The sequence below is a fragment of the Streptomyces sp. NPDC093591 genome (assembly GCF_044764885.1).
Taxonomy (GTDB): Bacteria; Actinomycetota; Actinomycetes; order Streptomycetales; family Streptomycetaceae; genus Streptomyces.
On sequence record NZ_JBIWIY010000007.1, the window covers coordinates 229,281 to 242,791 of the forward strand.

At 72.0% G+C, this 13,511-nt stretch carries 14 protein-coding genes; 8 read left to right on the top strand and 6 right to left on the bottom strand.

Annotated elements, in window-relative coordinates:
- Positions 1-3 precede the first annotated feature (3 nt).
- From ACIREI_RS17145 to ACIREI_RS17165, 5 genes are all read left to right on the top strand, one after another.
- Positions 4-780, top strand: coding sequence for a purine-nucleoside phosphorylase (locus tag ACIREI_RS17145; RefSeq protein ID WP_403333699.1), 777 nt, complete (start codon positions 4-6; stop codon positions 778-780).
- Positions 777-1,034, top strand: a complete 258-nt coding sequence (locus ACIREI_RS17150) for a hypothetical protein (protein WP_403333382.1) — start codon at positions 777-779, stop codon at positions 1,032-1,034. Before ACIREI_RS17145 ends, ACIREI_RS17150 begins: the two co-directional genes overlap by 4 nt.
- Complete coding sequence (locus ACIREI_RS17155) at positions 1,031-2,329, top strand: amidohydrolase (protein ID WP_403333384.1); 1,299 nt, start codon at positions 1,031-1,033, stop codon at positions 2,327-2,329. Before ACIREI_RS17150 ends, ACIREI_RS17155 begins: the two co-directional genes overlap by 4 nt.
- 70 nt (positions 2,330-2,399) lie before the next feature.
- Complete coding sequence (locus ACIREI_RS17160; protein ID WP_403333385.1) at positions 2,400-3,071, top strand: FadR/GntR family transcriptional regulator; 672 nt, start codon at positions 2,400-2,402, stop codon at positions 3,069-3,071.
- 175 nt (positions 3,072-3,246) lie between these two features.
- Positions 3,247-4,245, top strand: coding sequence for a PAC2 family protein (locus ACIREI_RS17165; protein ID WP_403333387.1), 999 nt, complete (start codon positions 3,247-3,249; stop codon positions 4,243-4,245).
- Between the two features lie 58 nt (positions 4,246-4,303).
- On the opposite strand, the gene ACIREI_RS17170 is transcribed toward ACIREI_RS17165, so the two are convergent.
- Positions 4,304-5,278, bottom strand: coding sequence for an SMP-30/gluconolactonase/LRE family protein (locus ACIREI_RS17170; RefSeq protein ID WP_403333389.1), 975 nt, complete (start codon positions 5,276-5,278; stop codon positions 4,304-4,306).
- 312 nt (positions 5,279-5,590) lie between these two features.
- Here ACIREI_RS17170 and ACIREI_RS17175 point away from each other — a divergent pair, with 312 nt between their 5' ends.
- Positions 5,591-7,315, top strand: coding sequence for a S8 family peptidase (locus ACIREI_RS17175; RefSeq protein ID WP_403333391.1), 1,725 nt, complete (start codon positions 5,591-5,593; stop codon positions 7,313-7,315).
- A 54-nt stretch (positions 7,316-7,369) separates the two neighbouring features.
- Positions 7,370-7,966, top strand: a complete 597-nt coding sequence (locus ACIREI_RS17180; protein ID WP_403333393.1) for a hypothetical protein — start codon at positions 7,370-7,372, stop codon at positions 7,964-7,966.
- 91 nt (positions 7,967-8,057) lie between these two features.
- Here ACIREI_RS17180 and mshC read toward each other — a convergent pair whose 3' ends face one another.
- The 4 genes from mshC to ACIREI_RS17200 all read right to left on the bottom strand — a co-directional run bounded on the left by mshC (position 8,058) and on the right by ACIREI_RS17200 (position 11,595).
- Complete coding sequence (mshC, locus tag ACIREI_RS17185; RefSeq protein WP_403333395.1) at positions 8,058-9,287, bottom strand: cysteine--1-D-myo-inosityl 2-amino-2-deoxy-alpha-D-glucopyranoside ligase; 1,230 nt, start codon at positions 9,285-9,287, stop codon at positions 8,058-8,060.
- Positions 9,288-9,434: 147 nt separating this feature from the next.
- Entirely contained in the window at positions 9,435-10,253 is an 819-nt protein-coding gene (locus ACIREI_RS17190; protein WP_403333397.1) for an SCO1664 family protein, read from the bottom strand.
- On the bottom strand, positions 10,217-10,807 hold the full coding sequence (locus ACIREI_RS17195) for a DUF3090 domain-containing protein (protein WP_403333399.1): 591 nt from the start codon (positions 10,805-10,807) through the stop codon (positions 10,217-10,219). The genes ACIREI_RS17190 and ACIREI_RS17195 overlap by 37 nt, the downstream gene beginning before the upstream one ends.
- A gap of 101 nt (positions 10,808-10,908) precedes the next feature.
- Positions 10,909-11,595 carry a histidine phosphatase family protein gene (locus ACIREI_RS17200; protein ID WP_403333401.1) on the bottom strand — a complete coding sequence of 229 codons (687 nt, stop codon included), beginning with the start codon at positions 11,593-11,595 and terminating at the stop codon, positions 10,909-10,911.
- Between the two features lie 62 nt (positions 11,596-11,657).
- On the opposite strand from ACIREI_RS17200, the gene corA reads away from it, so the two are divergent.
- On the top strand, positions 11,658-12,656 hold the full coding sequence (gene corA / locus ACIREI_RS17205; RefSeq protein WP_403333403.1) for a magnesium/cobalt transporter CorA: 999 nt from the start codon (positions 11,658-11,660) through the stop codon (positions 12,654-12,656).
- Positions 12,657-12,693: 37 nt separating this feature from the next.
- On the opposite strand, the gene ACIREI_RS17210 is transcribed toward corA, so the two are convergent.
- Positions 12,694-13,482, bottom strand: coding sequence for a ferritin-like domain-containing protein (locus ACIREI_RS17210; protein ID WP_403333405.1), 789 nt, complete (start codon positions 13,480-13,482; stop codon positions 12,694-12,696).
- Between the last annotated feature and the right edge of the window lie 29 nt (positions 13,483-13,511).

A 13,511-nucleotide genomic window follows, 5' to 3' on the forward strand; every position in this document is an offset into this window, starting at 1 on the left:
GATCTGCCCCAGGACCCGCTGCCCGTCACCCGCATACCCCGCACCGGGCTCCCGGCGCACGCGGTCGTCGTCGGCGACCCGGCGCGCGCGGCCGCCGTCGCCGCCCTGCTGGACGGTGCCGAAGAGGTGTCCCAGCACCGCGAGTACCGCGTGTTCAGCGGGAGTTGGAAGGGCGTGCCGGTCACCGTCGCCTCGCACGGGGTGGGCGGGCCGGGCGCGATCCTGATGTTCCAGGAGCTGGCGGACGCGGGGGTCCACACCATCCTCCGGTTCGGTACGGCGGGCGCGATGCGGCCGGGTATCGGCGACGGCGACCTCGTCATCGCGGAGGCGGCCGTACGGGACGACGGGGTCACCCAGCAGTTGCTGCCGCCCGAGTACCCGGCGGTCGCCGCCCCCGAGGCGGTGCTCGCGCTGCAGCGGGCCGCGCGTGCGGCGGGCGCCCCGCACCACCGGGGCATCGTGTGGACCCGGGCGGCGTTCCAGCCGGGGCTGCTGCCGCTGTTCTCGTACGACGGTGCCGGGCTCGCGGCGATCGAGATGGAGCTGTCGGCGCTCCTCGTCACCGCCTCGCTGCGGGACATCGTCGCCGACGGCGTGCTCGTCATCGACGGGGCGAACGCGGACGAGCTTGTCGACGACGAGGGCACCAGCGCCTACGACCCGCACCGCGAGGTCGTCGCGGCCGGTGTGGAGCGGGGCGCGGTGGTGTCGCTGGAGGCGCTGCGGCTGCTGGCGAAGGAGTACCGCGCGGATCGTCCCGAGGAGGGCGCGGCGTGAGCACGATCGAAAGGGAGCTCTCGGCGCTGCTGGTGACGGCCTCGCCGCGAGAGCTGATCGCCGGGGGCGCGCTGGTCGTGGACGGCGCCGACGAACTCCTTGACGAGGACTCCCCCTCACCGCCAGGCGGGTACGACCCGCACCGGGAGGCCGTCGCGGCAGGCCTGGAGCGGGGCTCGGTGGTCTCGCTGGAGGCGCCGCGGCTGCCGGCGGAGGAGCATGCCGCCGGCCGTTCGGAGGGGAGTGCGGCGTGAGCGTGATCGACCTGTTGGTCCACGGCGGTGACGTCCTGACGGTCGACGACGCCGGAACCGTCGTACGCGGCGGGGCGGTCGCCGTCCACGAGGGCGAGATCGTCGCCGTCGGGCCCGCCGCCGAACTGTGTGCGCGGTTCACCGCGGCGGAGTCCGTCGACGCCGCGGGCTGCCTGGTCCTCCCCGGCCTGATCAACACCCACACCCACCTCGCGATGACCCTGCTGCGCGGTCGCGCCGACGACGTCACGCTCCAGGGGTTCCTGGAGCGGGTGCTGCGGTGGGAGGCCGAGCTGCTGTCCCCGAAGAACGTGGCGGCCGCGGTGCGGGTGGCGGTGGCCGAGAGCGTACGGGCCGGGGTGACGTCGGCGCTGGACATGTACTGGTTCCACGAGGCGGCCGAGCGGGCGGCCCGCGAGTCGGGCTGGCGGCTGCTGACCGGGCCCACCTTCATGGACGTGCCGGAGCCGCCGGACAAGCTCGCCCACGAGGACCGGATGGCGTGGGCCCGCCGGGACCTGGAGGCGCGCGGTCCGGCGCGGGGTGGCCGGCGGCCCGTCCTCTTCGCGCACTCCACCTACACCCTCTCCCCCGACCAGCTCACCGAGATCGCCGCCCTGGCACGGGAGTTCGGGGCGCTGCTGCACATCCACGCCGCCGAGAACGCGACCGAGGTCGCCACCGTCGAGGTGCGGTACGGCAAACGCCCGGTGGAACTGCTCGACTCCCTCGGGCTGCTCGGCCCCGACCTGCTGCTCGCCCATGCCGTGGAGCTCAACGGGCCGGAGATCGCCGCGCTGGCCCGCACCGGCACGTCCGTGGCCCACTGTCCCGTGTCGAACCTGAAGCTGGGCTGCGGCATCGCGCCGGTGCCCCGGCTGCTGAGCGCCGGCGTGACCGTCGGGCTCGGCACGGACGGGGCCGTCAGCTCCAACACCCTGGACGTGCTGGGGGCGGTGCGGCAGGCGGCGCTGGTGCACAAGGCGGGCGGCGACCCCACGGCGGTCGGCGCCGAGCGTGCCGTACGCCTGGCGACGATCGAGGGCGCGCGGGCGCTGGGGCTCGGGGCACAGCTGGGCTCGCTGGAGGCCGGCAAGCGGGCCGACCTGATCGTGCTCGACCTGAGCGCCCCGCATCTGCGTCCGCCGCACGATCCGTGGTCCACGCTGGCGTACGCGGCGCACTCGGCGGACGTGCGGGACACGGTCGTCGACGGACGCGTGCTGATGTGGGACCGGGTGCTGACGACGATGGACGAGGAAGCGGTGATCGCCGGTCTGGAGGCGCTCGTCTGAACAGGCCGCATAATGTGGGCTGAGACGTCGGATGTCTTGCACGGCGTCCTGAACGACCGGGAGGGCGGCCATGGCAGTCACCGACGAGGCGATCGAGAAGATCAAGGGCATGATCGTCTCCGGCGCGCTGCGCCCCGGCGACCGGCTCCCCAAGGAGAGTGAGCTGGCCGCCGATCTCGGGCTGTCCCGCAACTCCCTACGGGAGGCCGTGCGGGCCCTGTCGCTGATCCGGATCCTGGACGTACGGCAGGGCGACGGCACCTACGTCACGAGCCTGGACCCGCAGCTGCTGCTGGAGGCGCTGAGCTTCGTCGTCGACTTCCACCGCGACGACACGGTGCTGGAGTTCCTCGCCGTGCGCCGCATTCTGGAGCCGGCCGCCACGGCGATGGCGGCGTCGCGGATCAGCGAGCAGCAACTGGACGCGCTGGCCAACCAGCTGGACAAGCTCGGCGACGCCCCGTCGGTGGAGGAGCTCGTCGCCTGCGACCTGGAGTTCCACCGGGGCATCGTGCAGAGCTCGGGGAACTCGGTGCTGTGTTCGCTCCTCGACGGTCTGTCGGGGCCGACGACGCGGGCGCGCATCTGGCGGGGCCTGACCCAGGAGGACGCGGTGAGCCGGACCCTGCACGAGCACCGGGCGATCCTGGCGGCGCTGCGGGACCGGGACGCGGAGGCGGCGCGGTCGTGGGCCACGGTGCACATCGCGAGCGTGGAGCAGTGGCTGCGGTCGACGCTGTGACCTGGCGGTCCGCTTAGGCACGCCTTCGTCGGACATCGGATCTCTAGCGGGTGTTCCGGGGTGGCGAACGGGGCAGTGATCCGTTCACTCCCCCGTGCAAGGGGGCTGCGGGCGCCCCCGCCGCACGCCGTAAGGTTGTGTGGTCAAGCGAGGGCACGTCGGAAGGAGGCGCTGGGTGATCGAGCTCGAGGGGGTTCCCGAGCTGATCGACCCGGTCATGGTGGCCGCGTTCGAGGGCTGGAACGATGCCGGCGACGCCGCCTCCACCGCGGTCGCGCATCTGGACAGGGAGTGGAAGGGCGAGGTGTTCGCGGCGCTGGACGCCGAGGACTACTACGACTTCCAGGTCAACCGCCCCACGGTGTGGATGGATGCCGGGGTGAGGAAGATCACTTGGCCGACGACAAGGTTGTCGGTGGTCCGCGTCGGCGGCGAGAAGCCACGTGATCTCGTACTCGTCCGGGGTATCGAACCGTCCATGCGGTGGCGTTCGTTCTGCAACGAACTGCTCGGCTTCGCGCACGAGCTGGGTGTGGAGCTGGTGGTCATCCTGGGCGCTCTGCTCGGCGACACCCCGCACACGCGTCCGGTCCCGATCAGCGGCACCACGTCCGACACGGACCTGGCCCGCCGCATGGATCTGGAGGAGACCAAGTACGAGGGCCCCACGGGCATCGTCGGCGTCCTCCAGGAGGCCTGCACGCACGCCGGCGTGCCGGCGGTGTCGCTGTGGGCCGCCGTACCGCACTACGTCTCGCAGCCGCCCAACCCGAAGGCGACGCTGGCCCTCCTCAACCGCCTGGAGGACCTGATCGACGTGCGCATCCCGCTGGGCGAACTGCCCGAGGACGCGCGCGCCTGGCAGGTCGGCGTGGACCAGCTGGCCGCCGAGGACAGCGAGGTCGCCGAGTATGTGCAGTCGCTGGAGGAGGCCCGGGACACCGCGGAGCTGCCGGAGGCGTCGGGCGAGGCGATCGCCCGCGAGTTCGAGCGGTATCTGCGCAGACGGGACGGCGGCGGCCCGTCTGCGGGCGGGCACGCCACGGAGAGCGGAGAGGCCGGGCCGTTCCTGAGGGACAACCCGGGCGGCCGTACGAAGCCGCCCAAGCCGCCGAAGCCGAGCGGCACGGACGACGACGGGCCGTCGGGGTCGTCGGAGTCGCCGGAGGAGTGAGGACGAGGGCGGTGCGCCGGACGCACCGCCCTCGTCCGTTCCGTGGGGACGGGTCTCGTCACGCCGGCACGGAGATCACGTCGTACGTCGTCTCCGGCGTCGGTGTGGTCGTGAAGCGCGCGTTGGGCAGGTAGAGGCGGCCCTGGTGGGCGGCCACCGTGGTCGGCACGTCGAAGAGCGGGTCGGTGATCCGGCGCTGGAAGACGCCGCTGCGGCCGTCGGCGGCCAGCTTGAACACGTCGATCGCGTTCTGCCGGTTCTGTACGACGTACAGCGTCCGTCCGGTCAGCAGCAGGCCGTCGCCGTTGGTGAGCGGGGCCGCGTCACCGAGATCGACGAGCTCGGTGACGCCGGTGCGCGGGTTCACCCGGTGCAGGCGGCCGACGCCGGACTGCACGACGAGGAGGGCGGAGCCGTCGGGGGTGCGGGTGATGCCGTTGGCGTTGACGACCTCGCCGGGGGACTGGCTCCAGTCGCCGCTCAGGGTGAGCGTCACGATGTCGTCCGTGTCCGGCAGTTCGCCGCGCCGGCCGAGCGGCAGGGCGTACAGCGCGGGCCGGTAGGAGTCGGTGAACCAGGCCGTGCGCGGGGTCAGGAACACGTCGTTGGCGAAGGTCGGGGTCGCCGTGGTGAGGACGTACGAGGCGAGGATCTCGCCGGTGCGGGCGTCCACGACGCGGGCGCCCTGGCCGCGTCCGGCGACGAACAGGCGTCCCCGGTCGTCGAGTTTGAGGCCGACCGAGGGCGTGCCGGGCCCGGCGGAGATAATGCCGCCTTCGCCGGTGCGCAGGTCGGCGCGGTAGATCGAGCCGTCGCCGAGCGAGCCGAGGTAGGCGTACGGTCCGCCGCCGATGGTGATGCCCTCCGGGCGGAAACCGTTCGGGAGGTGGATCACGGAGGGCCGGGTCTTTCCGGCCGCCGCGGCGGAGGTGCCGGCGGATCCGACGAGTACGGCGCCGGCGGTGGCGGCGCCGGCCGCGAGGAGTGCGCGGCGGGTGGGGCGAGGTGCGAAGGAGCGGCGTTCGGGGGACACGGTGCGTCCTTCCGCGGACAGGACCGGCCAACAGCTGGTCCAACGGTCAACTGACTCTTCCACCACACCACACGCCGACCGCCTCCGCAGCATGGGACAGCCTCTCGACAGCGTCTGGACAGCTTCTGGCCCGATTGTGGCGTGACATCTCTTTCAGGACGGATTGCTCACGTTGCCCAATTCAACTTGTTTTCAAACCGAGTTGGCGAACGCGGTCTGGACGGACCGGGCAGGGAGTGCTTGGTTGTCCCCCGAAGGCGCGCCGCACCACCCGCACTTGGGATCCGCAGGAACCGAAGGGAGCGGCAGACGATGACCGACCAGGCACAACCGGCGCAGGGCCCGGGAGCGTCCGGGCCGGGGCCCGACGGAGCGGGATTCACTTATCGAGGAGCCGAGCGGGAACTGATCGTCGTCGCCCGCCCGGAGGCCGGGCTGCGCGCCCGGGCCGAGGGCGTGCGGTCGGTGTCGGGCGCCGACACCTCGGCTCTCGACATGTTCCTCACCGACGAACAACTCGCGCTGGAGCCGCTGTTCGGCAACGAGGAGCGGCTCCAGCAGGCCACCGGCGCCGAGGACGTGCCCGACCTCGCGCTGTTCTACCGGGTGCGCGGCGGGGAGAGCCGCGCCGAGGAGCTGCGGGCGCGCATCGCCGCGCTGCCGGGGATCGACTCGGCGTACGTGAAGCCGGGCGCGGTGCCGGCCTCCCTCGGGCAGGTCGGGGAGGACAGCGGGCGCCTGAAGGAGGGCGCGCCGGTCACGCCCGACTACACCGGCCGGCAGGGCTATCTGCGGCCCGCGCCCGAGGGCGTCGACGCGTACTGGGCCTGGCAGCGGCCCGGCGGCACCGGTCAGGGCGTGACCGTGGTCGACGTGGAGGGCTCCTGGCAGCTCGGCCACGAGGACCTGGCCGCCAAGCTGGCCGGTGTCGTGGTCGGCACGCCGATGGCCGACCTCGCCTGGCGCAACCACGGCACCGCCGTGATCGGGGTGATCGGCGGCGACCGGGGCGAGTACGGCGTCACCGGCATCGTCCCCGACACGGTGACCGCGGCCGCGTCCTTCCAGGGCATCGGCACGGCGGCCGCGATCCACGCGGCGGCGGACCGGCTGAGCCCCGGCGACATCGTGCTGGTCGAACTGCACCGCCCGGGGCCCCGGTTCGAGTACGCCGACCGCGACGACCAGCGCGGCTACGTGCCGCTGGAGTGGTGGCCGGACGACCTCGCCGCCGTCCGCCACGCCACCGCCAAGGGCGTCCTCGTGGTGGCGGCCGCGGGGAACGGCGCCGAGTCGCTCGACGACGCGGTCTACGAGCGCCGCCCGGACGGCTTCCCGGAGTCGTGGCGCAACCCGTTCAACCCGTCCAACCCGACCTCCGGTGCCGTCCTGGTCGGCGCGGGCGCCCCGCCGCCCGGCACGCACGGCCGTGACCACGGCCCGGACCGCTCACGGCTCGCGTTCTCCAACTACGGCGCCCGCGTGGACGCCCAGGGCTGGGGCCGCGAGGTGACGACGACCGGCGGCTTCTGGGACCGGCCCGGCGATCTTCAGGGCGGGCCGGAGGAGATCGCCTGGTACACCGACACGTTCTCGGGGACGTCGTCCGCCTCCCCGATCGTGGTCGGCGCGCTGGCCGCGCTGCAGGGCATGCTCAAGGCGGCGGGCCAGGAGCCGATGTCCCCGGAACGGGCCCGCGCCGTCCTGCGGGCCACCGGCTCTCCGCAGCAGGACGCGCCGGGCCGGCCCGCCTCCCAGCGGATCGGCAACCGGCCCGACATCAAGGCGGCGGTCACCCACCTGGTGCCGCAGGCGGTCGGCTCGGGCAGGGCCGAGCGGTACTGGGACGAGCTGCTGCCGTATCCACGTGAACTTCCGCCCAGGCTCCGGCTGTTCGTGGCCGGCGAGTGGCGCAACCTCAATCATCCGTCCCCGGAGATCCGTCAGGCGGTCCACACCGCCTTCGCGGGGGGACGGCCCGAAGTCCGGGTCTGGTTCTCGGACGACGAGATCGTCGGTCTGGTCATCACCGGCTGACGCGGCCCATCACATCAAGGCAAGCCCATCACATCAAGGGAAGGTGACACCCGCATGAGCACCACCCCGCAGATGAGTCACATGGGACAACAGCAGGGCCAGCAGTTCCCCAGCACGTCGCCGTACGGGCAGCAGCCGTACGCGCAGCAGCCGTTCGGTCAGCAGCAGGGCTACGGCCAGCAGCAGGGCTACGGCCAGCAGCAGCCGTACGGCATGAGCGGCTCCCTGGAGCAGCTCCAGCAGCTCGGTCAGCAGCAGCCGTTCCAGCAGCTGTTGCAGCAGCTGGGCCAGCCCTTCGGCGGGCAGCAGCAGGGTCAGCAGGACCAACAGGCGCAGCAGGCCGAGCAGCAGATGCAGCAGCAGCTCCAGCAGGTCGCGCTGGCGGCGGTGCAGCAGGTCGTGCAGCAGGTGCAGGCCCAGGCGCTCGCCTCCGGTGTGGCGAACGGCTTCGTCGACATCGTTCACCCGCTCCAGGGGCAGCCGCACCAGATCTTCCTGCGCATCAACAACCAGTTCCGGGTTCTCAACAACCCGAACCCGCAGGTGCACCAGCAGATCCAGCAGGCCTTCGCGTTCGGCCACCAGGTGATCGGCATCTGGGACACCCAGTCGCCGAGCGTGCTGCGCAGCGTCCGCATCCAGCGGATCTGACGGGCTGACGCCCACCGCGACGCACCCACGACGCACTCGGGGCGCTTCCTCCGGCGGGAGGAAGCGCCCCTTGCGTGTCTGTCCGCCGTGGTTACAGCGCCACGCCCAGCAGCGCGTCGACGGCCCGCGATACGACGCCGGGGGCGCCCGTGTCCGTACCGCCCCGCTCCTCCTGCGCCACGACCCAGCCGTCGACCGCGGCGAGCGCGGCCGGGGCGTTCAGGTCGTTGGCGAGGGCCTCGCGGATCTCCTCGACGAGCGCCTCGGCGGGCGGGCCGTCGGGCCGGGAGACGGCGGCCCGCCAGCGGTCGAGACGGGCGACGGCGTCCTGGAGCACCTGGTCGGTCCACTCCCAGTCGGCCCGGTAGTGGTGGGCGAGGAGGGCGAGCCGGATGGCGGCGGGGTCGACGCCTTCGCGCCGCAGCTGCGACACGAAGACCAGGTTCCCCTTGGACTTGGACATCTTCTCGCCGTGCAGGGCGACCATGCCGGCGTGGACGTACGCCTTGGCCATGGGGAACTCGCCGGTCAGCACCTGGGCGTGCGAGGCGCCCATCTCGTGGTGCGGGAAGGCGAGGTCGGAGCCGCCGCCCTGGACGTCGAAGCCCATGCCGAGGTGGTCGAGGGCGATCGCGACGCACTCGATGTGCCAGCCGGGCCTGCCGCGCCCGAGCGAACCGCCGTCCCATCTGGGCTCGCCCTCGCGGGCGGCCATCCACAGCATCGGGTCGAGCGGGTTCTTCTTGCCCGGACGGTCCGGGTCGCCGCCGCGCTCGGCGGACAGCAGTCGCATCGCGGCGGCGTCGAGGCCCGACACCTTGCCGAAGTCCGGGTCGGACTCGACGGAGAAGTAGATGTCCCCTTCGAGCTCGTACGCGGCCCCGGCGTCCCGCAGCCGCTCCACGAGCGGCACGATGCCGGGTATCGCCTCGACGGCGCCGATGAAGTGCCGCGGGGGCAGCATGCGCAGGGCGGTCATGTCCTCGCGGAAGAGGGCGGTCTCCTTCTCTGCGAGGGCGGCCCAGTCGATGTTGTCGCGCTCGGCCCGCTCCAGGAGCGGATCGTCGATGTCGGTGACGTTCTGGACGTAGTGAACCTGCCGCTTGGTGTCGAGCCACACGCGCTGGACGAGGTCGAACGCGTTGTAGGTCGCCGCGTGACCCAGGTGGGTCGCGTCGTACGGGGTGATGCCGCAGACGTAGATACGGGCGACGGGACCGGGGTCGAGGGTGACCGGACCGCCGGTCGCGGTGTCGTGGATCCTCAGGTCGCGGCCCTGACCAGGCAGGGCGGGGACCTCAGAAGCGGGCCAGGCATACATGTCATGAGCCTAACCGGACGGATGTTCCGGATACGAACCGGACCGGGGCGGATGGCCGGTAAGGCCTTCTTGCGCGATACCGGCCGTTGTGCTGCTGGACGGGGGGCCGTGGCGAGCCGGAAGGCCGTGGCCTGGAGAAGGGCCGGGCTAGACCGGCGGCCAGGGAATCGCCGGCCACTCCCCGCCCGGTTCCGGATGCTTCCCGGACGTCACCAGCGCCTCGACACGCGCGCGCGTGGCGTCCACCTCGGCGGCGGTGATCAGTCCGGCCAGGCGTACGGCCAGCTCACCGCCCTCCTTCAGCCCTGTCCGCAGGGCACCGAGCACCTCGGCCGCCTCCGCCGTCAGCGGCTCCCCGGCCCAGCCCCACAGCAGTGTCCGCAGCTTGTTCTCGACGTTGAAGGTGACGCCGTGGTCGATGCCGTACAGATGGCCGCCCTCGGTGGGCAGCAGGTGCCCGCCCTTGCGGTCGGCGTTGTTGATCACGGCGTCCAGGACGGCGAGCCGCCGCAGCCGCTCGTCGTCGGCGTGCACCAGCAGGGCGGTCTTCCCCTCGCCGACCTCGGCGAAGCCGATCGCCTTCCAGCCGGGCTCGGGCTCCTCGCCGTCGACCAGGGCGAGCAGCTCGGCCTCGGGCGTCACGTCGATCCACAGCTGGACCATGCCCTCGCCGTACGGTCCGTCCCGCAGCACGGTGGGTGGTACGAGCCCCCAGCCGGTCGCCTCGGAGACCTCGTACGCGGCGACCTCGCGCTGCGCGAGCGTCCCGTCGGGGAAGTCCCACAGCGGCCGCTCACCGGCGACCGGCTTGTACACGCAGGACGCCTCCTGCCCCTCGTACGCGACCGTGCAGAACAGCGCCGCGTTGGACGCCTCGCGGATGCGCCCGCGCACGGTCAGCTCGCCCTCGGCGAGCAGGTCCACCGGGGTCACGCTCCGCGGCGGTATCCGTTCTGGCGCGGACATACGTGTCCTTCCGGGTCGAGCGGGAGGCTGCACAGCGGGCACGGCGGCCGCCCGGCGTTGACGACGTCCAGGGCGCGCTTGGCGAAGGCTCTCGCCTGCGCGCCGGTGAGCCGGACCCGCAGCATCGGGGGCCCGTTCTCCTCGTCCTGGAGGAGCCGCTCCTCGGCCTCGGCGAGGTCCTCCTCGGTGTCGGCGTCGAGCTCGACGAGGGCCTGCGCCTCGACGATCATGCGCTGTTCCTCGCCGTCCCAGGCCAGGGCCATGGTGCCGACGCGGAACTCCTCCTCGATGGGCGCCTCCAGCGGGGCGGTGTCGGCGATCTCGGAGGGCGCCACGGCGGGGACTGCGGCGCTGCCGCCACTACGCCGTACGACCTCGTCGAGCAGCTCGTCCATGCGCTCGGCGAGGGCGGCGACCTGGGTCTTCTCCAGGGCCACGCTGGTCACCCGGGAGCCTGCGGTGGCCTGGAGGAAGAACGTACGGCGTCCGGGAAGCCCGACCGTACCGGCCACGAAACGGTCCGGGGGGTCGTAGAGGAACACCTGACGGGACACGTCCTGTCTCCATTGGAATCGTGAGTACGGCGAATCGTGAGTACGGCGAAAACGTGAGTACGGGCGCTACTTCGACCGCTTCACCCTACTGCGCCGGACGATCACGGTGCGCCCGCGCCGCCCCCGACCGTCGCGTCGTCGGCCGGCGGTTCCTCGCGAGGGGCGAGGGACGCGAAATCGCCGGTGTCCCCGAGGCGTACGAGGAACGGCCTCAGGCGTGTGTAGCGGATCGCGGTGATGGAACACGGTTCAACGGAAATCCTCTGGAAGAGGTCGAGATGAAGACCGAGTGCGTCCGCGACAAGGGACTTGATGATGTCGCCGTGCGAGCACATCACGTACACGGCGTCGGCGCCGTGATCGCGCTCCACGCGCGCGTTCCATTCCCGTACGGCCTCGGCGGCCCGGGTCTGCATCGCCCGCATCGACTCCCCGCCGGGGAACGCCGCCGCCGAGGGGTGCGCCTGGACGACCTCCATCAGCGGCTCGTCCGCCAGCTCGGCGAGCTTGCGGCCGGACCAGTCGCCGTAGTGGCACTCCCCGATCCGCTCGTCGGTGTGGGCGGTGAGCTCGGGCCGGGCCTCCAGCAGCGGCCGGATCGTCTCCTGGCAGCGCTGCAGCGGGCTCGTGACGACCTCGGAGATCGGGAGCCGGGCGAGCCGTTCGGGCAGGGCGGCGGCCTGCGCGGCCCCGCGCTCGTCGAGGGCGACGCCGGGCGTCCACCCGGCGAGCACCCCCTCGGTGTTGGCGGTGGAGCGTCCGTGCCGGACCAGGATCAGCGTGGGCATGGCGCCCAGCGTAGGCGCACCAGGGGGTGCGCCATCGGGCGGACGGCGGGAGAATACGCTCCGTGATCGTCGACTGCGCCATCTACCGGGACGGGCGCCGGACGGAAGGGCCGGACGACCTCTCCGACGCGCTGGGTCTGTGCCGTCTGCAGGACGACGCGTTCGTGTGGATCGGCCTGTACGAGCCCACGGAGAAGGAGTTCGACCAGGTCACGCAGGAGTTCGAACTGCATCCGCTGGCCGTCGAGGACGCCCTGAAGGCGCATCAGCGGCCGAAGCTGGAGGTGTACGACGACTCGCTGTTCATGGTCATCAAGCCGGTCGGGTACGAGCCGAAGAGCGACATCGTCTCCGCCGGCGAGGTCATGGTCTTCATCGGCGACTCGTTCGTGGTGACGGTCCGGCACGGCGAGGAGGCGCCCCTGGGCGTCGTACGGCAGCGTCTCGAACACGAGCCGGAGATGCTCCGGCACGGTCCCACGGCCGTGCTGTACACGATCGCCGACGCCGTGGTCGACCACTACGTGGAGGTGGCGGGCGAGCTGAGCACCGACCTGGAGGAGCTGGAGACGGAGGTGTTCTCGCCGACCGGCGGCGGCTCCCGGCACACGGCGTCCCGCATCTACGCCTTCAAGCGGCAGATCCTGGAGTTCCGCAGGGCCACCGGCCCTCTGGCGCAGCCGCTGTCCCGGCTCGCGGGCACCGGCATGTTCGGCGCGCGCGTGCCCTTCGTGCAAGAGAAGGCGCAGCCCTTCTTCCGGGACGTGAGCGACCATCTCACGCGCGTGAACGAGTCCGTGGAGGGCCTGGACCGGCTCGTCTCCGACGTCCTGTCGGCGCATCTCGCGCAGATGAGCGTCCGGCAGAACGACGACATGCGCAAGATCTCCGCGTGGGCGGCCATGGCCGCGATCCCCACGATGATCGCGGGGATCTACGGCATGAACTTCGACCACATGCCGGAGATGAGCTGGCAGTGGTCGTATCCGGTACTGATCGCCGTCCTGGCCGGCCTGGAGGTGCTGCTGTACCGGCTGTTCAAGAGGCGGGGCTGGTTGTAGGGGCGAGGTCGGCGGGCCGGTCGCGGGGGCCTGGGCGTCAGGCGAACTCGGGCGCCGAGGTGGCGGGTCCGCCGAGTGCGTCGCGCCGCTCCGGCATCTTCAGGGACACCATGCGCCGCCAGCCCGCGGCCCGCTCCCAGGCGTACACGGCGTGGATGCCCGCGGCGAGCACGGCCGCCTTCGCCCTCGGCCAGCCGAGGATGCGCCCCATGTGGTCCATGACCGCGAGGCTGACGTCCCGGTAGATCCGGATCTCCGCGAGCGCGCACTCGCGCAGCGTCCGCTGGATGGCCCGGCCGTGTCCCTGGGCCGCGAAGCGCAGCAACTCCTCGTGGCAGTAGGCGAGGTGGTTGTCCTCGTCGGCGGAGATCATCCGGACGGCGCGGCCGAGGTCGGGGTGGTCGGCGAAGTGCTTGCGCAGCAGTTCCATCTGCTCCGAGGCGCGCTGCTCGGTGACCCTGCTGTGCGAGAGGTAGGTGACGATGTCCTGGACGGTGAGCGGCTCGTCGCTCTTGAGCTTGTCGTGGGCGAGACCGATGCCGTGGTTCTCCAAGAGCATCGTGTAGTCGGTCTCCGGCGGGACGGGCACCGGTTCCAGGCCGCGCTTCTTCATGAGGGCGTTGAAGATCCGCCCGTGCTTGTCCTCGTCCGCGCCGTGCCGGGTGATCTTGGGTGCGAGGGGGCGCTCGCTCTGGGGGACGAGCGCGGCGATACGGGCGTTCTCCCAACCGCCCTGGGACTCCCCGCTGGCCGCGATGGAGCAGAACAGGCGGAAGGACTCGTCGTTGTCGAGGATCTCCTGGAACAGACTCTTGGCCGAAAGCATCGTTGGACACCTCTCCGCAGGGTGCAGGA

Excerpts from the sequence above, each read along its gene's own strand:
- ACIREI_RS17175 (WP_403333391.1), top strand. The coding sequence starts at position 5,591 with ATGACCGACCAGGCACAACCGGCGCAGGGCCCGGGAGCGTCCGGGCCG.
- mshC (WP_403333395.1), bottom strand. The coding sequence starts at position 9,287 with ATGTATGCCTGGCCCGCTTCTGAGGTCCCCGCCCTGCCTGGTCAGGGC.
- ACIREI_RS17180 (WP_403333393.1), top strand. The coding sequence starts at position 7,370 with ATGAGCACCACCCCGCAGATGAGTCACATGGGACAACAGCAGGGCCAG.
- ACIREI_RS17190 (WP_403333397.1), bottom strand. The coding sequence starts at position 10,253 with ATGTCCGCGCCAGAACGGATACCGCCGCGGAGCGTGACCCCGGTGGAC.
- ACIREI_RS17160 (WP_403333385.1), top strand. The coding sequence starts at position 2,400 with ATGGCAGTCACCGACGAGGCGATCGAGAAGATCAAGGGCATGATCGTC.
- ACIREI_RS17200 (WP_403333401.1), bottom strand. The coding sequence starts at position 11,595 with ATGCCCACGCTGATCCTGGTCCGGCACGGACGCTCCACCGCCAACACC.
- ACIREI_RS17210 (WP_403333405.1), bottom strand. The coding sequence starts at position 13,482 with ATGCTTTCGGCCAAGAGTCTGTTCCAGGAGATCCTCGACAACGACGAG.